The 21,979-nt window shown below is 71.0% G+C and carries 23 protein-coding genes and 1 tRNA gene; 5 read left to right on the top strand and 19 right to left on the bottom strand.

Annotated elements, in window-relative coordinates; all coding sequences use genetic code 11:
- Nucleotides 1-38: 38 nt before the first annotated feature.
- Entirely contained in the window at nucleotides 39-785 is a 747-nt protein-coding gene (locus tag ACSGDB_RS15965; protein ID WP_434995960.1) for a phosphoglyceromutase, read from the bottom strand.
- Between the two features lie 198 nt (nucleotides 786-983).
- Between ACSGDB_RS15965 and ACSGDB_RS15960 the strand changes: the two genes are divergently transcribed.
- Complete coding sequence (locus ACSGDB_RS15960) at nucleotides 984-1,784, top strand: class I SAM-dependent methyltransferase (protein ID WP_434995959.1); 801 nt, start codon at nucleotides 984-986, stop codon at nucleotides 1,782-1,784.
- A 6-nt stretch (nucleotides 1,785-1,790) separates the two neighbouring features.
- Here ACSGDB_RS15960 and ACSGDB_RS15955 read toward each other — a convergent pair whose 3' ends face one another.
- The 3 genes from ACSGDB_RS15955 to ACSGDB_RS15945 form a co-directional block, all read right to left on the bottom strand.
- The gene (locus tag ACSGDB_RS15955; protein WP_434995957.1) at nucleotides 1,791-2,120 is read right to left on the bottom strand and encodes a DUF2516 family protein; all 330 of its coding nucleotides are present in this window, start codon (nucleotides 2,118-2,120) and stop codon (nucleotides 1,791-1,793) included.
- 195 nt (nucleotides 2,121-2,315) lie between these two features.
- Complete coding sequence (locus ACSGDB_RS15950; RefSeq protein WP_434995956.1) at nucleotides 2,316-3,593, bottom strand: trans-sulfuration enzyme family protein; 1,278 nt, start codon at nucleotides 3,591-3,593, stop codon at nucleotides 2,316-2,318.
- A gap of 104 nt (nucleotides 3,594-3,697) precedes the next feature.
- Nucleotides 3,698-5,338: a DUF222 domain-containing protein gene (locus tag ACSGDB_RS15945; protein WP_434995954.1), complete on the bottom strand. Its 1,641-nt coding sequence runs from the start codon at nucleotides 5,336-5,338 to the stop codon at nucleotides 3,698-3,700.
- A 148-nt stretch (nucleotides 5,339-5,486) separates the two neighbouring features.
- Here ACSGDB_RS15945 and tmk point away from each other — a divergent pair, with 148 nt between their 5' ends.
- The 4 genes from tmk (at nucleotide 5,487) to ACSGDB_RS15925 (ending at nucleotide 9,129) form a co-directional block, all read left to right on the top strand.
- Complete coding sequence (tmk, locus tag ACSGDB_RS15940) at nucleotides 5,487-6,134, top strand: dTMP kinase (protein WP_434995953.1); 648 nt, start codon at nucleotides 5,487-5,489, stop codon at nucleotides 6,132-6,134.
- Nucleotides 6,131-7,324 carry a DNA polymerase III subunit delta' gene (locus ACSGDB_RS15935; RefSeq protein WP_434995952.1) on the top strand — a complete coding sequence of 398 codons (1,194 nt, stop codon included), beginning with the start codon at nucleotides 6,131-6,133 and terminating at the stop codon, nucleotides 7,322-7,324. The genes tmk and ACSGDB_RS15935 overlap by 4 nt, the downstream gene beginning before the upstream one ends.
- The gene (locus tag ACSGDB_RS15930) at nucleotides 7,321-8,910 is read left to right on the top strand and encodes an alpha/beta hydrolase (protein WP_434995951.1); all 1,590 of its coding nucleotides are present in this window, start codon (nucleotides 7,321-7,323) and stop codon (nucleotides 8,908-8,910) included. Before ACSGDB_RS15935 ends, ACSGDB_RS15930 begins: the two co-directional genes overlap by 4 nt.
- A 143-nt stretch (nucleotides 8,911-9,053) precedes the next feature.
- Nucleotides 9,054-9,129: transfer RNA gene (locus ACSGDB_RS15925), tRNA-Thr, on the top strand.
- A gap of 164 nt (nucleotides 9,130-9,293) precedes the next feature.
- On the opposite strand, the gene csrA is transcribed toward ACSGDB_RS15925, so the two are convergent.
- The 15 genes from csrA to ACSGDB_RS15850 form a co-directional block, all read right to left on the bottom strand.
- Nucleotides 9,294-9,569, bottom strand: coding sequence for a carbon storage regulator CsrA (gene csrA, locus ACSGDB_RS15920; protein ID WP_434995950.1), 276 nt, complete (start codon nucleotides 9,567-9,569; stop codon nucleotides 9,294-9,296).
- A 4-nt stretch (nucleotides 9,570-9,573) separates the two neighbouring features.
- The gene (locus ACSGDB_RS15915) at nucleotides 9,574-10,899 is read right to left on the bottom strand and encodes a hypothetical protein (protein ID WP_434995948.1); all 1,326 of its coding nucleotides are present in this window, start codon (nucleotides 10,897-10,899) and stop codon (nucleotides 9,574-9,576) included.
- Nucleotides 10,874-12,922 carry a flagellar biosynthesis protein FlhA gene (locus ACSGDB_RS15910; RefSeq protein ID WP_434995947.1) on the bottom strand — a complete coding sequence of 683 codons (2,049 nt, stop codon included), beginning with the start codon at nucleotides 12,920-12,922 and terminating at the stop codon, nucleotides 10,874-10,876. Before ACSGDB_RS15910 ends, ACSGDB_RS15915 begins: the two co-directional genes overlap by 26 nt.
- A gap of 3 nt (nucleotides 12,923-12,925) precedes the next feature.
- A complete protein-coding gene (locus tag ACSGDB_RS15905) occupies nucleotides 12,926-14,026 on the bottom strand; it encodes an EscU/YscU/HrcU family type III secretion system export apparatus switch protein (protein WP_434995946.1) in 1,101 nt (366 codons plus the stop codon).
- Between the two features lie 2 nt (nucleotides 14,027-14,028).
- Nucleotides 14,029-14,787, bottom strand: a complete 759-nt coding sequence (locus ACSGDB_RS15900; RefSeq protein ID WP_434995944.1) for a flagellar biosynthetic protein FliR — start codon at nucleotides 14,785-14,787, stop codon at nucleotides 14,029-14,031.
- A gap of 1 nt (nucleotide 14,788) precedes the next feature.
- Nucleotides 14,789-15,064, bottom strand: coding sequence for a flagellar biosynthesis protein FliQ (gene fliQ, locus ACSGDB_RS15895; RefSeq protein ID WP_434995941.1), 276 nt, complete (start codon nucleotides 15,062-15,064; stop codon nucleotides 14,789-14,791).
- A 1-nt stretch (nucleotide 15,065) separates the two neighbouring features.
- Nucleotides 15,066-15,980: a flagellar type III secretion system pore protein FliP gene (gene fliP, locus ACSGDB_RS15890; RefSeq protein WP_434995940.1), complete on the bottom strand. Its 915-nt coding sequence runs from the start codon at nucleotides 15,978-15,980 to the stop codon at nucleotides 15,066-15,068.
- Nucleotides 15,977-16,564, bottom strand: a complete 588-nt coding sequence (locus ACSGDB_RS15885; RefSeq protein ID WP_434995939.1) for a FliO/MopB family protein — start codon at nucleotides 16,562-16,564, stop codon at nucleotides 15,977-15,979. The genes fliP and ACSGDB_RS15885 overlap by 4 nt, the downstream gene beginning before the upstream one ends.
- Nucleotides 16,564-17,268: a flagellar motor switch protein FliN gene (gene fliN / locus ACSGDB_RS15880; protein ID WP_434995938.1), complete on the bottom strand. Its 705-nt coding sequence runs from the start codon at nucleotides 17,266-17,268 to the stop codon at nucleotides 16,564-16,566. Before fliN ends, ACSGDB_RS15885 begins: the two co-directional genes overlap by 1 nt.
- Nucleotides 17,265-18,176: a flagellar motor switch protein FliM gene (locus ACSGDB_RS15875; protein WP_434995937.1), complete on the bottom strand. Its 912-nt coding sequence runs from the start codon at nucleotides 18,174-18,176 to the stop codon at nucleotides 17,265-17,267. Before ACSGDB_RS15875 ends, fliN begins: the two co-directional genes overlap by 4 nt.
- A gap of 40 nt (nucleotides 18,177-18,216) precedes the next feature.
- Nucleotides 18,217-19,185, bottom strand: a complete 969-nt coding sequence (locus tag ACSGDB_RS15870) for a flagellar motor protein MotB (protein WP_434995936.1) — start codon at nucleotides 19,183-19,185, stop codon at nucleotides 18,217-18,219.
- Nucleotides 19,182-20,012: a motility protein A gene (locus tag ACSGDB_RS15865; protein ID WP_434995933.1), complete on the bottom strand. Its 831-nt coding sequence runs from the start codon at nucleotides 20,010-20,012 to the stop codon at nucleotides 19,182-19,184. Before ACSGDB_RS15865 ends, ACSGDB_RS15870 begins: the two co-directional genes overlap by 4 nt.
- Complete coding sequence (locus tag ACSGDB_RS15860) at nucleotides 20,012-20,374, bottom strand: flagellar FlbD family protein (RefSeq protein WP_434995932.1); 363 nt, start codon at nucleotides 20,372-20,374, stop codon at nucleotides 20,012-20,014. The genes ACSGDB_RS15865 and ACSGDB_RS15860 overlap by 1 nt, the downstream gene beginning before the upstream one ends.
- Nucleotides 20,375-20,639: 265 nt before the next feature.
- Complete coding sequence (locus tag ACSGDB_RS15855) at nucleotides 20,640-21,485, bottom strand: flagellar hook-basal body complex protein (protein WP_434995931.1); 846 nt, start codon at nucleotides 21,483-21,485, stop codon at nucleotides 20,640-20,642.
- 51 nt (nucleotides 21,486-21,536) lie between these two features.
- Nucleotides 21,537-21,977, bottom strand: coding sequence for a flagellar hook assembly protein FlgD (locus ACSGDB_RS15850; RefSeq protein ID WP_434995930.1), 441 nt, complete (start codon nucleotides 21,975-21,977; stop codon nucleotides 21,537-21,539).
- Between the last annotated feature and the right edge of the window lie 2 nt (nucleotides 21,978-21,979).

The raw sequence follows: 21,979 nt of genomic DNA, 5'->3' as shown, positions 1-21,979 counted from the left end.
GGGCCGCCGTCGTTCTGTTCATGCCTGCACCGGTTTTGCTAGTGCTTGCCCTGGTTCGCGACGGCTTCGATCGCCGCGGCTGCGGCGTCGGCGTCGAGGTAGGTGCCGCCTGCCTTCACGGGCTTGAGGTCCTCATCCAGCTCGTACACGAGGGGGATGCCCGTGGGGATGTTCAGCGACGCGATGTCCTTGTCGCTGATGCCGTCGAGGTGCTTGACGAGGGCGCGGAGCGAGTTGCCGTGGGCGGCGATGAGGACGGTCCTGCCGGCCCTGATGTCCGCCGTGATGTCCGATTCCCAGTACGGGAGGAAGCGCTCGAGGACGTCCTTCAGGCACTCCGTGCGCGGCACGGAGTCGCCGAGGTCGGCGTAGCGGGGATCGGCGGCCTGCGAGTACTCGCTGGAGTCGTCGAGCGGCGGTGGCGGCGTGTCGTAGGACCGGCGCCACTCCATGAACTGCTGCTCGCCGTACTCGGCGAGGGTCTGGGCCTTGTCCTTGCCCTGCAGCGCTCCGTAGTGGCGCTCGTTGAGCCGCCAGCTCCTCTTGACGTCGATCCAGCTGCGATCCGCCGCTTCGAGGGCGAGGTTGGCGGTGATGATGGCGCGCTTCTGCCGGGACGTGTACACGATGTCGGGAAGGATCCCGGCCTCCGTCAGGAGGTGCCCGCCGCGGGTTGCCTCCTCGCGTCCCTTCTCCGTGAGTGCGACATCCACCCATCCGGTGAAGAGGTTCTTCTCGTTCCAGTCGCTCTGGCCATGGCGCAGCAGGATCAGTGTGTAGGTCATGCGTCCTAGTCTGCCGCATCGTGCTGCCGCATCGTGCTGCGGGGGTCATCCCAGGGCGTCGTGTGACGGCTGCCTGCGCCGGGACATCCGTGCACGCGCCGCTCCAGAGCCGGGGCATCTGCACCAACCCGGCGGAACGCCCCCACGGGTCGCGACACCCGGCGCGGCGGCCCCTCCGCCGTGCCCTAGTGTTGACTGGTGCCTTCGCGTCTTCGTCCCCCCAAGCCTCTGGGGACCATCACCCGTGGCACCACCAACCCGAACCGCCTCCGACGTGTGGACCGCTGGCTGACCGCGTCCCACGGCTCCCGACTGCGCCGGGCAGCCGATCCGCTCGTGGTCGACCTCGGCTATGGTGCCGCCCCCGTCACGGCCGTCGAACTGTTCACGCGTCTGCGGTCGGTGCGCGACGACGTCGAGGTGGTCGGCATCGAGATCGACCCTGCACGGGTGGCGGGCGCCGCACCCCTGGCTCGCCCCGGACTCAGCTTCCGGCAGGGCGGGTTCGAGCTGCCGCTCGCCGGCCGACGCCCCGTCGTGGTCCGGGCGTTCAACGTGCTGCGGCAGTACGACGAGGACGAATACGGAACCTATTGGGACGAGGTCCGCGGGCGTCTGGCACCTGGCGGCCTGCTCATCGACGGCACCTGCGACGAGATCGGCCGCCGCTCGACCTGGGCTGCCGTCGGACCGGCAGGACCGGAATCCCTGAGCATCTCGCTACGGTTCGGGGCCTTCACACTCCCGTCCGATGTCGCCGAGAGACTGCCGAAGGCCCTGATCCACCGGAACGTCGAGGGGGAACGGGTCCACGCCTACCTGAAGGCTCTCGATCGGGCCTGGCTCGATGCCGCGTCCCTGGCGTCTTTCGGGAACCAGCAGCGGTGGGTGGCGACGTGCGCGGCGCTGAAGGCCGCCGGCTGGCCGCTCCAGGACGGGCCCTCCCGCTGGCGTCTTGGCGAGGTCACGGTGGCCTGGAGCGCTGTCGCTCCGGGCTAGGGGCTGCTACCAGGGACCGTACGGGCCCTGGCTGCCGCCACGACCCGAGGTCTGGCTGACGGCCGGCTTCACGTCGGCGAGGTACACACAGGCCGCGATGATGGCGACCAACTGGAACAGGTTGAATCCGCCCGCGCCACCGAGCACGGACAACAGGCCGACGACGACGGCACCGCCCGTGAGAGCGAGCCAGAACCCCTTGGTCCGCTTGAAGGCGGCCTCGAAGGCTGTGCCGGGACGCCGTACGCAGTCCGAGAGAGCCCATACCTCGATACCGAGGGCCACGATGCCGAGGGCGAGGTACAGGTAGGCCTGGATGGTCAGTACAAGGGTCACGGAATCAGCTTAGCTGGCTTGCCCCGGACGCGGTGCTGACGGCGCCGCAGTCAGCACGTCAGGTCGGTGGGGCGGAACCCCTCTGTTGCGCGAGCCGTCGCCTCCGGACTCGCCGCGTCAAGACTCATCGCCGCGTCAGGGCGCATCGCCGCGTCAGGACTCACCGCGTCGAAACCCGCCACCGCACCCGGACCTCTACGCGTCCGGACTGACCATCGCGCCGGAGGTCACCGCGTCCGCTGCGCCGGACGCCTTGACTTCCGACGTCGCCTCCGCCGCATCCGCGCCTGTCCCGCCCGCTGCCTGCCGAAGAGCCCGGTCGAGATCCGCCCAGAGATCTCCGGGGTTCTCGATCCCCACGGACAAGCGGACGAGCGCTTCGGGGACGGTCGTCGGCTCGGCCGGCTGGCGCCGCCGCCGTTCGACGAGCGATTCCACGCCACCCAGCGACGTCGCAGGGAGCCAGAGCCGGACCGCCGCGACGAGGGCGTCCGCGGTCGCGACGTCGTCGAGTTCGATGCTCACGATCCCGCCGAACCCGCCGAACTGCCTTGCAGCACGCTCGTGCCCCGGGTCGGACGGAAGGCCCGGGTACCGGACGCGACGGACGGCGGGATGGTCGATGAGGCGGTGCGCGAGGTAGGCCGCGGTGGCCTGGCTCCGGTCCATGCGCAGCGCGAGGGTGCGCAGCCCCCGCAGCGCGAGCCAGACCTCGAAGGGCCCGGCGATGGCGCCGTGCAGGGTGCGGTGCGCCAGCAGCCGCTCGCGAAGCGCCGGATCGGAGGTGACCAGCGCGCCGAGGACGACGTCGGAATGCCCCGCCAGCCACTTGGTGACCGAGTGCAGCACGATGTCGACACCGGACTCGAGGGGTCGATGCACGATGGGCGTGTTGAAGGTGTTGTCGGCGACGACCACCGCGCCGCTCGCGTGGGCTGCGGCGGTCAGGACTGACAGTTCGGCCACCTCGAGCATCGGGTTGGTGGGGCTCTCGAGCCACAGCATCACCTGACCGGAATCGAACCGTGCCGCGAGCGCGTCGAGCTCCGCGAGGACGCCCGCGGTGTCCGCGATGTCGACGGTGCGCAGTTCGAACCGGCCCTGTGCCGCGAGATCCGCGGCGAGACTGATCGACCCGGCATAGGCGTGCCGTGGCATCACCACCGCTCCCCCGGTCGGGACGAGGGACAGTGCCGCCGCTGCCGCTCCGAGGCCGGAGCTGAAGACGAGGGCCGGAAGATCAGCGGCCTCCAGCACGCCGAGCGCTTCCTCGAACGGGTCCCAGGTCGGGTTGGAGCCACGGGCGTAGATGCGGTCGCCCTGCTCGGGTGCGCGCGTCTCGTGGTAGGTCGTCGAGAGCACGAGCGGCGCGTTGACCGGGGCGTCGTGCTCGCGGGGAGGGCGGCCGGCCGCGACCGTGAGCGTGTCCGGGGCGAGCCCGGCGTGCAGCAGAGCCTCGCGAGATGTCGTCATGGAGTCAGCGTAAGTCGGGACAGCGCATGCCTGGAAAAGCGGAGGGTCACAGTGGACCGCACCGCGCGGCCCCGCCTCCCTCTCACGTGGCTGAAGGACCGTCGTCATGGTGTCCCGCCGAGGGTGAGCTCACGGTGCCTGTTCCGCCTCGGAGTGCGGCCTGGATCGAGGTAGGGCGGTGGCGTGAACCAGGGAGCGCCCTGCCTCATCTCGATGACCCAGTTGCCCCGTTCGACGAGCCGGTGGTGGAAGGAGCACAGGAGGCAGCCGTTCGAGACGTCCGTGCGCCCGCCCGCGACCCACGGCGTGATGTGGTGCGCCTCCGTCCAGACGGCCGGGACCGTGCAGTCGGGGAAGGCACACCCTCTGTCCCGGGCGACCAGAGCTCGGCGCTGCGCGACGCCGAAGAGCCGTCGGGCACGACCGACGTCGAGGACCTCCCCGCGCCCACCCAGGACGACCGGGATGATGTCCGCATCGCACGCGATCTTGCGCACGGTCCGCGCGGTGACAGGACCGCCGAAGATGCTGTAGCCGCCCCGGGGATGCGGTCGTGGATCACCGGCGGGAGCGGTGCAGTCGCCGGCGTCTGCGTCGCGACGGCCATCCGGGGTCGGGGATTCGTTCGGCCGCGGGCAAGCGTCCTGCGCGGCGTGGCCGTACTGCCACGCCTCCGCTCCACGCGCACCCGGTCCCACGGCTGTTCGCCGGACGACTCCACCGTTGCGGAGGTCCTCGCCGAGAGCCCGGTAGTCGATGGTGACCATCACCTGAGGTCGGTGTCCACCGGTAGCGGGCAGCGTATCCGTGGCGAGGGCCACCTGGCAGGCACCGACCAACCCGTCGAGGTGGCGCTGGGGCTGGCTCCGGCGTTCCCAGCTGGGCGTGGGGTCGCCGGGCCCGTCGCCACCCGCGCCGATGGCCTCGCCCTGGCGGTCCGTGCGTCCTGAACCTCCGGTGTGGTGCACGGTTCGAGGGTTGCCGGCGGTGTTCATGGCGGTGAGGAGGTACTCGACCTGTTCGTCGTCCGCCGCGATCTCGAGCCGGTGCAGCCCGCGTCGCCGCCCCCGCAGGAAGACGCCCTGCTGCGCCTTCAAGAGTTCCTCGCTGGGTTCGACCCCGTCGGGATCGAGCACCGCCTCCCACCGACGGATGACGACGTTCAACAGGTCGGCATCGGATTCCGCGGCCTGTGCGGCCAGACTTTCCTCCATCGCCCGGACCTGCACTGTCGAGGCACAGGGCCGGACGCGTTCCACCGCATCGCTGATCCGCGTCGCCGCGCACGAACTGAGCGCAGCGTCTCTGAACGCGTCCCCGACTACTTCGAGCAGAGGCGGGCAGGACTCCCCGGTGGCGGTTCGCCGTGGCAGCACCGCCTTTCCCAGGCGGATCCGCCGCCGCGCCTCCAGTCGCGTGATGCCCAGGCGTGCCCGGAGGTACTCGGCGGTGTCCCGGAACTCGTGGCTGTCGCCGGGAACGGCCAGTGGACCACTCCAGCCCAGGCCCTGCCGGGTCTCCCCCACGCGCGCGATGTCCTGCCGGTCGGCAGCAGCCGCCCCCACCACCTGCAGGTACTCGACCACCCGGGCGAGGTGCTCGACAGCGCCCAGGACCGCCGCGAGATCGGCGGTCGAGGCCAGATCCGCCTCGGCCTCGAACTGCCCGGCGATCCGCGCGAGCCTCGACCCTTCCAGACCCAGGGCCCGCGCCGTCGGTAGTTCCTCCACCACTGCTGTCGCCATGGATAGAGATTATTAGTACAGGGATTCGAAGAAGGCGGGGAGGGTCCGTATGTGGACAACGTCCACCCGTCGCTGGCGGGACGGCTGGCCCCCTGCACACCTCCTATCCTGTGGCCTCGATGTCATGGCCACTCGGTAGGCTGGGTGCGTGACCTTTCCACTCCCGCACGGGCTCCCCGGGCTCTTCATCGCGCTCGAAGGCGGCGACGGCGCGGGCAAGTCCACGCAGGCCGCACTGCTCTGCCGGGCCCTCGAGGGCGCCGGCCGCACCGTGGTCCGCACACGGGAGCCGGGTGGGACGCCCATCGGGGAGAAACTGCGCTCACTCGTCCTCGAGCACGGCCACGGCGAGATCGACGCACGCACCGAGGCCCTCCTGTTCGCCGCCTCCCGGGCAGCCCACGTCCATCAGGTGATCGTGCCCGCGCTGGAGCGCGGCGACGTCGTCGTCTGCGACCGCTTTATCGACTCCTCGGTCGCCTACCAGGGCGCCGGGCGAGCGCTGGGCGCGCAGGCCGTCCTGGACGTGAATCTCTGGGCCACCGACGGGCTCCGTCCCGACCTCACCGTCCTGCTCGACGTCGAGCCCTCCGAGGGCCGGAACCGCCGCACCGCCGGCGCGGCCGCCGAGGACCGCCTCGAGTCGGAACCCGACGCGTTCCACGCCAGCATCCGGGACGCCTTCCTCGACCTCGCCCGCGCGGACCCCGACCGGTATCTCGTCCTGTCTGCATCGGGGACGCCCGAGGATCTCCACCGCTCCATCCTCGACGCCCTCCCCCGGGTGTCGGCGTGAGCGCCGTGACCCACAGCCGTCCCGCCTCCGGAGTCTGGGCCGACCTCCGCGGACAGGACCAGGTGGTCGAGCAGTTGCGCCGCGCCGCCGAGTCCGGTGAGCCGACCCATGCGTGGCTCTTCACCGGCCCGCCCGGCTCCGGCCGGTCCAACGCCGCCCGCGCCTTCGCCGCCGCCCTGCTCTGCGAGCGCGAAGCCCTCGGCGAGCGGGGCTGCGGCACGTGCAAGGCCTGCCGGACGGTCCTCTCCGGGGCACACGCGGATCTCACCAACGTCACCACCGAGAAAGTGACGATCAGCATCGACGAGGCGCGCGAACTCGTCCGCAAGGCACAGGACAAGCCGTCCACCGGGCGCTGGCGCATCATCATCGTCGAGGACGCCGACCGCATGCAGGAGCGCAGCACCAACGTGCTGCTCAAGGCGATCGAGGAACCGCCGCCGCGGACCATCTGGCTGCTGTGCGCCCCGAGCCCCGGCGACGTGCTCGTCACCATCCGGTCCCGGTGCCGCTCCGTCGGCCTCCGGCTGCCTCCCGTGCAGGACGTCGCCGACCTGCTGGTCGCCCGCGACGGGATCGACGCGGCGACGGCGGAGGCGGCCGCCCGCGCCGCGCAGAGCCACATCGGTATCGCGAAGAGGCTCGCGACGGACGACGGCGCCCGCGAGCGCCGCAACCAGATCGTGCGGCTCCCGCTCACCCTGCGCTCCGTCGCCGGCGCGATGCGTGCCGCGGCGGACCTCGTGAAGCTCGCCGAGGCGGAGGCCCAGAGTTCCTTCGAGCAGCGCGACGCCGAGGAGAGGACGGCCCTGCTGGCCACCCTCGGCGCCCCCGAGACCGGCGTCCTGCCGCCGTCGATGCGCGCACAGATCAAGAGGCTTGAGGACGACCAGACGCGGCGGGCGAAGCGGTCGAAGAACGACTACTTCGACCGCGCGCTGACGGACCTCATCTCCTTCTACCGGGACGTGCTGATGCTCCAGGTCTCCAGCGGACAGCTGCTCGTCAACGAGCCGCTCCGGCCCGAGCTCGAGGAGTTCGCCCGCCGGGAGAGCCCCGAGGACACGCTGCTCCGGCTCGAGTCGATCAACGAGGTGCGCACCCGCCTCGTGAGCACGAACGTGTCCCCGCTGCTCGCGATCGAAGCGATGACGGTGAGCCTGCTGTCCCGGAAGGACCTCGACCGATGACCGGCCGGCCGGTCCCCCTCGGCAGGGATCCTCGAGGCCCCGTCGGCCGGGCCGTCGCACTCCTCGCCACGTCCGCCGCCGTCGTGCTGGGGCTTTCCGGGTGCATGCTGCTCGCGCCGGACAGCCGGTCCGACCCGCCCGCGGACGCGGTGGAGACCGCCGACCCGGCGGCGATCGGGGACGTGGACGAGGATCTCCGCACCTTCTACACGCAGGACGTGCGGTGGGAGAGCTGCGAGGAATCGTTCTCCTGCGCGACGATCGAGGTTCCGCTGGACTACACCGACCCCGGCCGCGCGACCATCGAGATCGCGGCGATCCGCGCTGCTGCCCCGGGGGAGGCGCAGGGGACGATCCTCGTCAATCCCGGCGGGCCCGGCGGTTCGGGCGTCAATATCGTGAAGGACTCCCTCGACTACGTCACGAGTGACCGGCTGCGGGAGGACTACGACGTCGTCGGCTTCGACCCCCGGGGCGTCAACCGGTCCAGTGCCGTCCAGTGCTACACGGACGCGGAACAGGACGAGACGCGGCAGGAGAGCTACCCAGCAGGGGCGTCCCCCGACGAGCTTCTGGACCTCATGACGCTCGACGCGCAGGAGTTCGCGGACGTGTGCGCCGAACGCACGGGCGAACTGCTGGGCTTCGTGGACACCGAGTCCGCGGCACGGGACATGGACATCCTGCGGGCCCTCGTGAGCGACGAGAAGCTGAACTTCCTGGGATTCTCATACGGGACGCAACTCGGCGCCACGTACGCCGAGCTGTTCCCGGAGCGGGCCGGACGCCTCGTGCTCGACGGCGCGATCGATCCGTCGTTGAGCAACGAGGACATCACCCTCGGCCAGGCGCGCGGCTTCGAGAAGGCCCTGCGCGCCTACGTCGCCGACTGCCGGCAGGGCTCCGAGTGCCCGTACACCGGGACGGTCGACGACGGCGTCCGGCAGGTCCAGGACCTGTTCGCCGCCGTCGAGCGCGAGCCGATGACGGCGGACGACGGCCGCCGCGTGCCGATCTCCACCTTCGTCCAGGGCTTCATCCTGCCGCTCTACGACAACGGCAACTGGCCCACGCTCACGCAGGCAGTCTCGGACGCCCTCCAGGGTGACGTGTCCACCATGCTCTACCTCGCGGATCTCGCCGCCGAACGCGAGCCGGACGGCACCTACGCGGGCAACTCGACGGCGGCGTTCCTCTCCGTGAACTGCCTCGACTACCCGATGACGAGCGATCCCGCCCAGATGCGTGCCGACGAGCAGGAACTCGTCGCTGCATCACCGACCTTCGGCCGGTTCCTCGCGTTCGGCGGCGTGACCTGCGACGCGTGGAAGTATCCGCCGGTCCTCGACCCCGCTCCCGTGCGGGCCGCGGGCGCAGACCCCATCGTCGTCATCGGCACCACGGGCGATCCGGCGACACCGTACGAATGGTCGACGGCGCTGGCCGGTCAGCTCGAGTCCGGCGTCCATGTGACGTGGGAAGGCGAGGGCCACACCGCCTACGGCCGGTCCAACGACTGCATCCGGGATCTCGTCGACGACTTCCTGCTCGACGGGACGGTCCCGGAGGACGGCGCCCGCTGCTGAGGGATTCCTCGGGCGCCGACCAGGACTCCGACAGACCGTCCACGGCTCCGCACCCGCCCACCATTTTGACCGCGGGCCGACCCCTCCTATAAAGTTGTGACTTGTGGATCGGCCCCGGACGATGTCCGGGATCAGGAAGCATTGCCTCCTTAGCTCAGTCGGTAGAGCGTCTCACTCGTAATGAGAAGGTCGCCAGTTCGACTCTGGCAGGAGGCTCCACGATCGCCCCGGTTGGTCCGCCACCGGGGCTTTTTCGTGCCCGGATCCCGGCTCGGATTCACGGCCGACGGTGTCGGGCTGGTGCTCCGGCAAGGGCGGCTTGCCCCCGGAGCGGAGGAGGCGCCGGCAAGGGCGTCCGGGCCCCGGAGCGGCGGGGGGGCCGGTCAGGTCTCCGGACGTTCGGCCCCCGCGTCGTCGGTGGACACCCTCGCGCCCGACTGCAGCAGGGCCTTCAGGGCGTCGGCGTCATCCGCACCGGCGGCCGCAGCCGCCAGGTTCGCTTCGGTGACCGCGCGGAGGACCTCCTCGCGCTGGATCTTGACGCCGCGGGGCGCGTCGATGCCGATGCGCACACCATCGCCGCGGGAATCGAGCACCGTGATGACGATGTCGTCGCCGATCAGGATCTGCTCGCCGACCTTTCGCGTGAGTACAAGCATCGTGTCACTCTATCCCGGCGGGCTCGGCGCGACGTCGACCGCCGCCCTGCCTGCGTGGTCCGGCGGCGGCCGGCGCAGCGGCGGCAGACGGGGACGGCGATGCAGCCTCGCGGGCGGGGCGTCCCTCGAGCCACCCGACGGGGAGGCCGAGCGCCCGCACGGTCTCCGGCGTCGCCGTGCTCGCCGATCCGACGACGGCGACCCCTGCCGGAGCGAGCCCGGCACGCTCCATGCTGCGGCACAGCGCCCCGACCCACGCCGCGGTGTCCGCTTCCTTGCGCCCGGCGTCGACGGCGAGCCACACCTGGTCGGGCCGAAGCGCGAGCAGCGCACGAGCATCCACCAGTGGGTCCTCGCTGGACAGCGCGACGAAGACGGCGTGGCCGCCGTCGACCCCCGCGGCACGAGCGGCGTTCGCCTCCAGTCCGTCGTCGATCGACCGGGCCGCCGGGAACATCCGGCTCGGCGGTCCGGAGATCGCCAGGGCCGCGGGCGCTCCCCGGCCCAGGACCGTGGCCATCGAGGTGGCGACCGCCGAGGCCACGGTGGGTGCACCGGCGACGACGACGAGGTCGCCCGGCGCCCGCAGCACCGAAGGCGCCGCCGGCGCGAGGACCGGCGGCCGGAGGACCTGACCCCGGATCTCGGGCAGGTCGGTCGGATCCGCCGCACCCTCGCGGAGGAACGCGGCATCGGAGCCGGACGCGGCATCGGATCCGGACGTGTCATCGGCCCCGGAGGCGGGGTCCGGGAGCCCGCGGTCGGGAGCGTCGGCCACCGCGTCGGCATCCACCGCGATCGAGCGCCGGGGCCTGGCAGCCGCCAGACCGGCGACGTCCGGCGAACCGGGCACCGATGAGGGAGCCGGTGCTGCCGCAGGGTCCGTGGCGAACGTCAGCTCGTCCATGAGCGCCGCGAAGAGGGTGGAGTCCGTGGAGACCGCGGCCGCGGGCGTGCGGGGCTCCGGCGCCCCGGCAGGTCCGGTGCCAGGGCCCTCCGCGATCCGGACCTCGTCGAGTTCGGCCTGCTGGAGGAGGGCGTCGAGACCCGAGGGCCCGCCGGCGCTCCGGCGTCCACGACGCCGCTCGGCGCCGGGAGCACCGTCCCGGGATCCACCGGGCGGACCGCCGCGCGGTCCGTCGGGAGACCCGTCGGGCTCGGGCACCTCGACCACGATCTCGTAGTGCTTCCGCGCGAGGACGCCACGGATCCCGCCCACCGTCACCAGTTCCGCGGACACGATGAGGGCGCGCGGTCCGTACAGGGCCGCGGCCTTGGTCTTCAGCTCCTCGAGGGAGGGGCCTTCAAGATGAAATAACTGCGGTGCCACGGACCACTCCTACTGTCTCGATCGCGACGTTGGCGCTCGTGACCTCCTGGTAGGACAACACGGGCAGGTTCGCTGCCTGCGGTCCGACGAGCCGCCTGAGGGCCGGGCGCAGCGCGGGCGCGCACACGAGCACGGCGGAGTTCCCGGTGGCCTCGATGTCGGCGACCGTCGAGCGGACGGAGGAGAGCACGGCGTCGGTCCGCGCGGGATCGAGCATGATCTGCGTGCCCTGGTCGGAGGGCCGGAGCCCCTCGAGCATCGACTGCTCGAGCAGCGGGTCGATCATGATGACGCGCAGCAGCGTGCCGTCGAGGTACTGCTGGGTGACCGCCGGCCCGAGGGCGAGCCGCGCCGCCTCGATGAGGCCCTCGGGTTCGGACGACGACTTCGCCTTGAGGGTCAGCGCCTCGTAGATCCGGGCGAGGTCGTTGATCGGCACCTGCTCGGACAGCAGTCCCTGCAGGACGCGCTGGACCTCGGCGAGGGACAGCAGCCCGGGGACGAGCTCCTCGACGGCCGAGGGGTTCACCTGGCGGACGCCGTCGGTCAGCACCCGGACGTCCTCCCGGGACAGCAGGCGTGCGGCGTTCGCGGTGATCACCGAGGACAGGTGCGTCACGAGGACGGACACGCGGTCGATCACGGTGGCGCCGGCCAGTTCGGCGTTGTGCCGGAGCTCGGCGGGCACCCACTTCCCGGCGAGCCCGAAGACCGGTTCGACGACGGCGGTGCCCGGCAGGTGCGTGAGGTGGTCGCCGAGGGCCAGGACCTTGCCGCGCGGGGCTTCGCCCCGTCCCGCCTCGACGCCGGCGATCTTGATGACGTACGTGGCGGGCGGCAGCTCCACGCTGTCCCGCGTGCGTACCGGAGGCACCACGACGCCGAGCTCCAGGGCGATCTTCCGCCGGAGGGCACGGACGCGACCGAGCAGATCGTCCGGGGCCCCGGTGACCACGTCCACCAGATCGGGGGCGAGCAGCACTTCCAGGGAGTGGACGCGCATCTGCTCCAGCAGGTCGTCGGTGCTGTCGATCGAGGGGCGCGCGGCCTCGGCCTCGAGCGCACTGGCGGCCGTCCGCGCGTCGGCCTCGGACTTCCTGATGCTCTGCGCGATGACGATCAGGCCCGCGCCCACCACGATGAACGGCAGCTTCGGCATGCCCGGGATCAGCGCCATGACCACCGCCGCGGCACCCGCGATGCGCAGGGCGTTCTGCGACTGGCCGAGCTGCTGGGCCGCGGTGGACCCCATGTCCGCCTCGGCGTTGGAGCGCGTGACGATCATGCCGGTGGACACCGCCATGAGCAGCGCCGGGATCTGGGTGACGAGACCGTCGCCGATGGTGAGCAGGCCGTAGGTGGTGAGCGCCTCGGACACCGGCAGCCCGTTCTGCAGCATCCCGATCGCGATGCCGCCCACGAGGTTGATGATGATGATGATGATGCCGGCGATGGCATCGCCCTTCACGAACTTGGACGCACCGTCCATCGCCCCGTAGAAGTCGGCCTCCGCCGAGACCTCGGCCCGCCGCTCGCGGGCCTGGGTGTCGGTGATCAGCCCCGCGTTGAGGTCAGCGTCGATGGCCATCTGCTTGCCCGGCATCGCGTCGAGGGTGAACCGCGCCCCCACCTCGGCGACACGCTCCGCACCCTTGGTGACGACCACGAACTGGATGACCACGAGGATGAGGAAGACCACGGCGCCGATGATGATGGAGCCGCCGACCGCGACGTGCCCGAACGCGGCGATGACCTCGCCCGCGTACCCCTCGCCGAGGACGAGGCGGGTCGAGGCGACGTTGAGGCCGAGACGGAAGAGCGTCGCCACGAGCAGCAGGGACGGGAACACCGAGAAGTCCAGCGGTTTGCGGATGAACATGGTGTTGAGGAGGATCACCAGTGCCAGCAGGATGTTCACGATGATCAGCAGGTCCAGCAGCACCGACGGCACCGGCACCACGAGGAGCAGGATGATGCCGACGACCCCGACGGGCACCAGGAACTTGGGGGCGGATGAGCGCATGGTCTAGAGGCCTCCGGCGGTTGCGGGTCGGGCGGGCAGGGTGTGGACGCCGCGTGCGGCACCCCTGGTCTTCAGGGACATGACGAACGCCAGGATGCGCGCCACCTGGTCGTAGTTCTCGAACGGGATCTCCTGGCCGAGGTCGCACGCGGCGTGCAGTGCGCGGGCGAGCGGGATGTCGGAGACCATCGGGACGTTCTTCTTCTCCGCCTCCTCGCGGATCCTCGCCGCGATGACGCCGGCACCCTTCGCGACGACGCGCGGCGCGGAGCGCCCGGGTTCGTACATCAGGGCGACGGCGACGTGCGTCGGATTGACGAGGACGACGTCGGCCCCGCCCACGGCGGCGATCATGCGGTTCCGGCTCATCGCGAGCTGGCGGGAGCGCCGCTGGGACTTGATGAGGGGGTCGCCGTCGGAGTTCTTGTTCTCGTCCTTGACCTCCTTCTTGGTCATGCGGGTCTTCTTGCGGTTGCGGCGCTGCACCACGAGGACGTCCATCGCCGCGAGGACGAGACCGGCGACGACGGCAGCCTGCAGGAGCGCCGCCGTCCCCTCCCCCGCGGTGTTCAGGAGGGCCGCCACCGACAGTCCGCCGGCCGCCATGAGCACGGGCATCAGGTTCTGCACGACGACGACGAGCACGAGGCCGACGACGCCGGTCTTCAGGAGCGCCTTCACGCCGTTCCAGAGGGCCTGCCCGCCGAAGACCCGCTTGAGGCCTGTGACCACGTTGAACTGCTCGAATTTGCCGGAGAACTTCTTGACGTGGATCCCGCCCTGCAGGGCCGCGGTCCCGAGGACGGCGACCAGCAGCACACCGAGGAACGGGCCGAGGATCCCGGCGAGCGAGGCTCCGCCGTCGGCCAGGGCGTCCATGGCGGTCGCGGGGTCCGGGCTGGCGATGGTGTCCCTCACGCGGACGAGCTGCTCGGTGGCGGCATCGGCCGACCGGGAGATGAGGGAGGGCAGCATGAGGGCGGCCGCCCCGACGCCGATCCACGCGGTGAAGTCCTCGGACTTGGACAGCTGGCCCTTCGAGCGGACGTCCTTCATCCGCTTGTCGGTGGCCTGCTCGGTCTTCTCTCCGGAATCCTCCGCCATGGTCAGCCCACCCCCATCAGGAGTTCGGCCGCGGTGTCCGCGAGGGTCGAGACGACGCGCGGCAGGGCGACGAAGACCACGCCGCCGAGGCTGAGCGTGATGAAGATCTTGAGCGGGAACCCGAGCGCGAACGCGTTCAGCGCGGGCGCCACACGCGTGAGGAGCCCGAGGCCGACGTCGGCCAGGAAGAGGACGACGATGAGCGGCCCGGCGATCTGCACGGCGGCGAGGAACAGCCCGGTGACGGCGCCGGTGAGCGCTCCCGCGGGTTGCGCGAGGTCCAGCCCTCCGCCGAGGGGCAGGGCGTCGAAGGTGCGGACGAGCCCGCCGATGATCAGCTGGTAGCCGTCGGAGGTGAAGAGCAGTGTCAGGGCGGTCAGCTGGAACAGGCGCGCGAACTGGGCGCCGTTGACCATGGACTGCGGGTCGAACCCCTGGGCCAGCGAGAAGCCGCCGAACAGGTCGATGAGGCTGCCGGCGGACTGGATGGCGGAGAACACGACGAGCACGAGGAAGCCCAGGGCGGCGCCGACCACGAGTTCGAGGACCAGCGCACCGATGTACTGGCCGGTCCCGGCGGTCTGATATCCCGTTTCGACCCTCGGGGACACGGCGAGGGCGAGCCCGACGGCGAGCATCGCCTTCACGCGTGCCGGGATGCCCCTGTAGGAGAAGGGCGGCGCGATCACGAGGAACGCGACGATCCGCACGCCCGCGAGCATGATGGCTTCGATGCGGGACTGGTCGAGGACGATCTCCACGTCAGCCGCCCCCGAGGAGCCCGGGGATGCGCTCGAACATCTCGTGCGTGAACGAGATCATCTCAGAGATCATCCAGTGCCCGCAGACCAGCAGGGCCAGGCACACGGCGGCGGCCTTCGGCACGAAGGAGAGCGTGACCTCCTGGATCTGGGTGATGGACTGCAGCAGCGAGATCGCGAACCCGACCACGAGGGCGGTCAGGAGGACCGGCGCGGACAGCTTCGCGGCGACCCAGATGCCGGCGAGCCCGATGTCGAGGACGGCGTTGGCGTCCACGTCAGCCGCCCTGATAGCTGTTGACGAGGGCCGTGATGATGAGGCCCCACCCGTCCACGAGGACGAACAGCAGGATCTTGAAGGGCAGCGAGATCATGACCGGCGGCAGCATCATCATGCCCATGGACATCAGGGCGGCGGACACCACGAGGTCGATCACGAGGAAGGGTACGAAGATCACGAAGCCGATGATGAACGCGGCCCGCAGCTCGGAGATCATGAACGCCGGGATGAGGGTGGTCAGCGGGACGCTCGCCGCGTCCTCGGGGTTCGGCTGCCCGGCGGCCCGTGTCATGAGCGCCAGGTCCTCCTCGCGGGTGTGGGCCAGCATGAAGGTCTGGAGCGGCCCGGAGCCGTCCGTGAGGGCCTCGGTGAACGTCGTCGCGCCGTCGAGGTAGGGCTGGACGGCGAGGCTGTTGATCTCGGTGAGGACCGGCGCCATGATGAACAGCGACAGGAACAGGGCGAGCCCGGCGAGCACCTGGTTGGGCGGGATGGACGGCAGGGACAGGGCGTTCCTGGTCATCGCGAGGACCACGAAGATCTTGGTGAAGGACGTCATCATCAGCAGCAGGGCCGGCGCGACCGACAGCAGGGTGATGCCGATGAGGGTCAGGACCGCGGAGCTCGGTGCTCCGTTGACGCCGTTGATCTCGACCGAGAGGCCGTCGTCGCTGCCCGGCTCTGCGGGTGCGGTGGGGTCGGCGGGGGCGGACGGCGCGACGGGTCCGGGGACGCCCGGGTCCAGTTCACCGGCATGGCCGACAGCGGCGCCGAGGAGGACGACGACGGCGGCGAGCACGAGGGCGGCGAGCACCGTGAGGACCGTCGGGAACGCGGCACGGACGGACCGGGCGGTGGGGGTCGGATCGGCGGAGCGTGCCGGGCGGACCGGCGGCAGGAGCGCCGTCGTCACCCCGCCCGTCCCTGGCGCAGGAAGGCTGCGGTCTGCTTCCAGGTGGCGGGTGCGAGGATCGAGCCGTGCAGCGGCGCGGGAGCCCGGCCGGTCCGGACGTCCTGGGCGGCACGGGCCGCACGACGCGTGGCGGGCACGGGCTGGTCGCCCGCCGTGGCGAGCCGCAGCGACGCGGCGAAGTCCGCGTCAGGGGCAGCGCTGGAGGAGAGGGCCGGGACGGGGCCGGACTGGAGCGCGCCGGACGGGACAGCACCGGGCTGGGCCAGGCCGGACTGGATCGCACGGAGCGGCAGCGCGGCCGCGTCGTCCGCGACCGGAACGGCCTGCAGTGCACGCGGGGCATCCGCGGAGTGCAGGACCGACACCGACTGCTCGGTGACACCCAGATAGAACCGGGTGCCCTCGGCGTCGACCACCACGAGTGAGGCCTTGGGGCCGAGGCCCTGACGGGCGACGACGGACACGAGGCCCGCGCCGGCCCGCGTCCCGTTGAGCTTCGAGAGCTTGCGGTGCAGCACGAAGAGCAGCATGAGGACGACACCGAGGGACAGCAGCACCCTCAGCGCGAGCACCACGACGTCCATCAGAGGGCGCCGTCGGTCACGTCGAGGATCTGCGTGATGCGGACCGCGTAGTCCTGGTCGACGACCACGACCTCGCCGTGCGCGACGAGCCTGCCGTTGAGCAGGACGTCGGCGGGAGCCCCGGCGGAGCGGTCGAGTTCGATGACGGCGCCGGGTTCGAGGTCCAGGACGTCGCGGACGGACATCCGCGTGCGGCCGATCTCGACCGTCATGGCCATCTCCACGTTGCTGATGCGGCCGAGGTTCGCCGCGCCCGCGGAGGCCGAGGACCGGCGGGGCGCGGCACCGGGCCGGGCACCGCGCAGGCGGACCGCGAACCATCCCACGGTGCCGGAGGGCCCGGCGAGCCGGAACACGGAGGTCTCGGCGTCGCGGAACAGCGGCAGGGCATCCTGCATGGCGGGGGTGCCCAGCACGCCGTCCCCGAGGGACGAGGACGCCGACTCGAGCGCCGGCACGAGCACATCGGCCGGTGAGACGAGCGGGGACGACGTACCGGCGGCCGCGGCCAGCGGCTGGGCGTCGAGCAGGACGACCGCGAGGTCCGCGGAGGCCGCACCCACGAAGGATGCGACGACGGCGGTCGACGCGCTGGCGGACGGCACCTCGGAGGCGTTGCAGGGCTCCGCCGTGAGCGGCCCGGGGAGGGGCAGTCGCTCGGCCAGGGCTGCGGCGGCGGTGAGCTCGGCGGTGGTGGTGTTCATGGTGCGGTGTTCTCCTCGGTGGTCACTACTACGCAGGCAAGACGGGATCCGTTCTGGCCCAGGGCCGCCTCGCCGAGCCGCTGCCCGTTGACGGCGAGCTCGAAGGGCCGGTGCTGCGGATGCGGCAGCTTCAGGACATCCCCGACGGCGAGGTGGAGGATGCGCGACGGCAGTACGGGCAGCGCGGCGAGCTGCACCGCGACGTCGACGGGCACGTGGGTGACCTGCTGCTCGATCAGCTCGCGGGCGTCGTCGCCGGTTGCGGTGGGATTCGTGTCCCCGAGCTGTGCCAGCAGCAGCTGCGCGGGGATGGCCACCGTCGCCGGGCAGGAACGCTCACCGACGCGGATCTCGAAGATGCCCACGATCATGAGTTCCGTGGTCGAGGCCGCCTGGGCGAACTGCGAGTTGTACTGCAGGGAGTCGATCCCCAGCTGGTGCGTCAGCACGGACCCGAGCGAATAGTGGAGCCCCTCGAGGGCGTCGTCCATGAGCCGCCGGATCAGGGCCTGCTCGATCTGCGTGAACTTCCGCTCGCCGGCAGGCACCGTGCCGTGGCCACCCAGCATCGAGTCCACCCAGAACAGGCCCGCCGAGGCGGGGAACTGGATCACGGCCTTGCTGGAATGCTCGGGAATGCTGCACAGCACCATCGCCGTGGTGGCAGGCAGCGAGGCCGCGTACTCGTTGTAGGTCTGCATGAGGACCTGTTCACTGGTCACCTGGGAGATCACGCGGACCTTCGCGGTGAGCTGCGTGCCCCACTGGCGCGCGAAGGTCTCGAACGCGAGTTCGAGTACGCGGGAGTGCTCGCGGGCGAGCGTGGTGGGCCGGCGGAAGTCATAGACATCCACCGCCCTCGCGGGTGCCGTGGGCACGCCGAAGGAGAGTTGTTCCTGGACCGTCACGCCACCGACTATCGGACGGCGCCGGGGGGTTGTTAGCGGTTCAGGTGCCGCCGGTGATGCCCGGGATGAGCGCGCGCACGCTCTCGGGCTCGTCGGAGTGCACCACGATGTCCACGCGGCGGTTCAGTTCGAGCTCCGCCTCGGTGGCACCCGGCGCCAGGGGCCGCGACTCGCCGTAACCGATGGCCACGAGCCGGGGGGCCGGGACACCGCCGGTGTCGATGAGGTGCCGGACGACGTTGACGGCCCGCTGGGTGGACAGTTCCCAGTCGAGGGGTCGCGGCACCGAATCGGGCAGGCGCGCGGTGTGCCCCTCGACCCCCACCTCGTTCGGGATGGTCGCGAGGACCGGCCCCACGCTCTCGAGCACGCGCTGCGTCTGCTCGGTCAGCTGTGCGCTGTCGGGGAGGAAGAAGGTCTCGGAACCGACCAGCCGGATGGTGAGGCCGCGTTCGTCGATCACGTAGCGGACCGCCGTCTCGAGGTCCCGCTCGCGCAGCCCGGCGTCGATCCGCTCCTGCAGCGCGCGGAGGTTCTCGACCTCCGCCATCGCGCGCTCGCGCTCGGTCGTCGGCTCCGCCTCGTCCCCGCCGGCGGACGGCGCGGGCGACGGCGTGGGCGCGGCGGTCACGGCTGCGCCTCCAGCGGACGGCGCGGGCGACGGCGTCGGTGCGGCGACGGCCCCGTCGTCCTGCTGTGCCTCCGGGGTCGCATCGGCGAGTGCGGCTCCTCCGGTGAAGGACTCACCCTCGGCGTTGACATTCTCGGCGGCGACGACGGTCCCCTCCGCCGTGTCCACCGTTGCGGTCTCGACCACACCGAAGCCCGTGGCGAGCGAGGCACGCAGCTGCTCGAACTTCTGCTGGTCCACGCTCGACATCGCATACAGGACGATGAACATGCACATCAGCACGGTGACCATGTCCATGTAGGAGGCCATCCAGCGCTCGTCCGGGTGCTCCTCGCCGTGGTCCTCGCCGCGCCGTTTGCGGTGCGGGCGCTTGCTCACGCCGCGGCCCTGCCCTGCGCGGGCGGGCCTTCGGCGGTGCCTTTCGCGCCCTTCCCGGAGTCCTTGCCGCCCTTGCCCTGGGCGTGCTGTGGGACCATGGCCTTCAGCCGCTCACCGAGCAGGCGGGGCTGGCTGCCGGCCTGCACGGCGAGGACCCCCTCCATCAGGAGGGTCATGCGCGCGGTCTCCATCTCGCCGAGCCGCTTGATCCGCGTGCCGATGGGCAGCCACAGGAAGTTCGCCGAGAGCAGCCCCCAGAGCGTCGCGACGAACGCCGCGGCGATCATCGGCCCCAGCTTGTCGGGGCTGGAGAGGTTCTCGAGCACGTGGGTCAGCGAGACGACGGTGCCGATGATGCCCACCGTCGGGGCGTAGCCACCGAGGCTGGCGAAGAATTTCGAGGCCGTGCGGTGCGTCTGGGAGGCGGAGTCGATCTCGTCCTCGAGGATCTCGCGCAGTTCCTCGCCGTCCGTTCCGTCCGCGATGTTCTGCAGGGCTCCGCGCAGGAACGGGTCACCGACGGTGTTCGCCTCCTCCTCGAGGGCCAGCAGTCCCTCGCTGCGGGCCTTCTCGGCGAGGACCACCACGCTGTCGATGGTGTCCTGCGGCGGAGTGGTCTTGCCCATCATGGCCGGCGGGACGGCCTTCACCGCGACCAGGAAGTCCTTGAAGGTGCCGCCGGCGATCCCGATGGCGATGGTGGCACCGAACACGAGGATCATGGGTGCCGGCAGGAGGAGCGCCTCGACGCTCGCGTGCTCGAGGGTGATCATCGCGTACAGCGCACCGAAGGCGACGAGAATGCCGATGATTGTTGCGGGATCCATTACGTGGTCCTAGGTCTCAACTGAACGGGTGAGCCTGCGCCGTCGGCCCCGGCCTGGCCGGTGTGGCCCGCCCCCGTGGCATCGGCCGGTGCATCGCGGACGAGGCCGAGCGGACGCTGGGTCGTCCGGTCCCTGCCGTCGGACGCGCCGTCGGTCGGGTCGCCGGGCAGGAAGCGCGCGAGCGAGATGATGCGCGCGCGGTACGCGGCGATGAGCTCGATCACCTCGCTGAGGGACTCCGTGACGATGTACTTCGCTCCGTCGACCATCACGAGCGTGGTGTCGGGATTCTCATGGATGCGCTCGATGAGGTCAGGGTTCACCGCGAACTGGCTCTCGTTGAGCCGGGTCACCACGATCATCGGACATCCTGGGGTCGGGACACCCCGGCGGGGTCTCTTCCACCCACTGTCGGCACCGGCGCCGGCTTCGTAAGGACCGGGCGCCGTGCAGACGCGCCGGCCCGCGCCGGACCAGGGACGCGCCCCCGGTGTACCTGCCCGGTGAACAGGTACACCGGGCAGGTACACCGGGCAGGTACACCGGGCAGGTACACATCAAGGAAGCGTGGTGGCGCCGGGCGGTCCGTCCCGCGGCCGTCCGGTGTCCTTCCCCTGCGAGCCGGGGTCAGCGCTTGAGGTTCGTGAGCTCCTGGAGCACCTCGTCCGACGTCGTGATGATGCGCGCGTTCGCCTGGAACCCGCGCTGCGCGACGATCAGGTTGGTGAACTCCTGCGAGAGGTCCACGTTGGACATCTCGAGGACCCCGGCGTCGACCGTGCCGAGGCCGTTGGCGCCGGGCGCACCGATCTCCGCGGCACCGGAGTTCGCGGTCGTCCGGTAGGACGAGCCACCGGCCTTCTCGAGCCCTGCCGGATTGACGAAGCCTGCCAGCGCGATCCGGCCGAGCGGCTGCCGGGTACCGTCGCTGAACGCACCCACGAGGGTGCCGTCCGGGCCGAGCGTGAAGGACTCGAGCGTGCCGTTCGCGGTGACCTCCCCCATCCTGGGCATCCGCAGGTCGCCGACAGCGCCCTGCTGGATCACACCGCCGACCGCGGGCCAGCCCTGGACGATGGAACCGTCGGGCGTGACGAGGCGCCCGTCGGCGTCGGGTGTGAAGGCTCCGGCGCGTGTGTAGAGGGTCTCGGTGCCTGCACGGGTGACGAACAGTCCGTCGCCGTTGATCATCATGTCCGTGGCACGGCCGGTGGCCTGGGCCGAACCCTGCGAGAAGTTGGTGATGATCCCCGCAACCTGTGTACCGAGACCCACCTGGGCGGGATTGGTGCCACCGAGGGCCTCCTGCGGGGCACCCGCGCCCTGCGTCAGCTGGGACAGCGTGTCCTGGAACTGGGTGGCGGACCCCTTGAAGCCGGTCGTGTTGACGTTGGCGATGTTGTTGCCGGTGACGTCGAGCATGGTCTGGTGGGAGCGGAGCCCCGAGATGCCGGAGTAGAGCGAGCGAAGCATGATGGTGCCTTTCGGAGACGGAACGGGCGGATCAGGACGTGGTGTGCGGGATCAGGACAGGGCTGCGGGTGCCGGAGCGGGCAGGGTGCCCACGCCGGAGACGAGGTCGAGGGCGATGCTCTTCCCGCCGATGGTGACGGTGGGTACCGGCCCGCTGTAGGAGACGGCGGTCGCCAGTCCGCTGGCCTCGACGCCGTCCGGCCCCGTGTAGGAGACCTCGTTGCCGATCAGCGCGGCCGCGGAGGACCGCATCTGGAGGTGGAAGTTCTCCTCGCTGACGCCGGTCATCTGCGTGATCTTCTCCATCATGGCCAGCTGCGTGGTCTGCGCGATCATCTGGTTGGTGTCCATGGGGGTGCTGGGGTCCTGGTTGCGGAGCTGGCTGACGAGCAGGGACATGAACACCTCGGAGTCCATGGTCTGCTTACGGGTCCCGGCAGCGGGGGTCTCGGTGGGGGCGAAGGTCGCGGACGCGACCGGATCGATGGGCATGG

Origin of the sequence: Arthrobacter sp. Ld5 (genome assembly GCF_051172775.1) — a bacterium.
Classification (GTDB): domain Bacteria; phylum Actinomycetota; class Actinomycetes; order Actinomycetales; family Micrococcaceae; genus Arthrobacter_D.
This window is presented reverse-complemented; position numbering and strand designations above follow the sequence as displayed.

Excerpts from the sequence above, each read along its gene's own strand:
- ACSGDB_RS15965 (WP_434995960.1), bottom strand. The coding sequence starts at position 785 with ATGACCTACACACTGATCCTGCTGCGCCATGGCCAGAGCGACTGGAAC.
- ACSGDB_RS15950 (WP_434995956.1), bottom strand. The coding sequence starts at position 3,593 with ATGACGACATCTCGCGAGGCTCTGCTGCACGCCGGGCTCGCCCCGGAC.
- ACSGDB_RS15945 (WP_434995954.1), bottom strand. The coding sequence starts at position 5,338 with ATGGCGACAGCAGTGGTGGAGGAACTACCGACGGCGCGGGCCCTGGGT.
- ACSGDB_RS15930 (WP_434995951.1), top strand. The coding sequence starts at position 7,321 with ATGACCGGCCGGCCGGTCCCCCTCGGCAGGGATCCTCGAGGCCCCGTC.
- csrA (WP_434995950.1), bottom strand. The coding sequence starts at position 9,569 with ATGCTTGTACTCACGCGAAAGGTCGGCGAGCAGATCCTGATCGGCGAC.
- ACSGDB_RS15910 (WP_434995947.1), bottom strand. The coding sequence starts at position 12,922 with ATGCGCTCATCCGCCCCCAAGTTCCTGGTGCCCGTCGGGGTCGTCGGC.
- ACSGDB_RS15905 (WP_434995946.1), bottom strand. The coding sequence starts at position 14,026 with ATGGCGGAGGATTCCGGAGAGAAGACCGAGCAGGCCACCGACAAGCGG.
- ACSGDB_RS15885 (WP_434995939.1), bottom strand. The coding sequence starts at position 16,564 with ATGGACGTCGTGGTGCTCGCGCTGAGGGTGCTGCTGTCCCTCGGTGTC.
- fliN (WP_434995938.1), bottom strand. The coding sequence starts at position 17,268 with ATGAACACCACCACCGCCGAGCTCACCGCCGCCGCAGCCCTGGCCGAG.
- ACSGDB_RS15865 (WP_434995933.1), bottom strand. The coding sequence starts at position 20,012 with ATGGATCCCGCAACAATCATCGGCATTCTCGTCGCCTTCGGTGCGCTG.
- ACSGDB_RS15860 (WP_434995932.1), bottom strand. The coding sequence starts at position 20,374 with ATGATCGTGGTGACCCGGCTCAACGAGAGCCAGTTCGCGGTGAACCCT.
- ACSGDB_RS15855 (WP_434995931.1), bottom strand. The coding sequence starts at position 21,485 with ATGCTTCGCTCGCTCTACTCCGGCATCTCGGGGCTCCGCTCCCACCAG.
- ACSGDB_RS15850 (WP_434995930.1), bottom strand. The coding sequence starts at position 21,977 with ATGCCCATCGATCCGGTCGCGTCCGCGACCTTCGCCCCCACCGAGACC.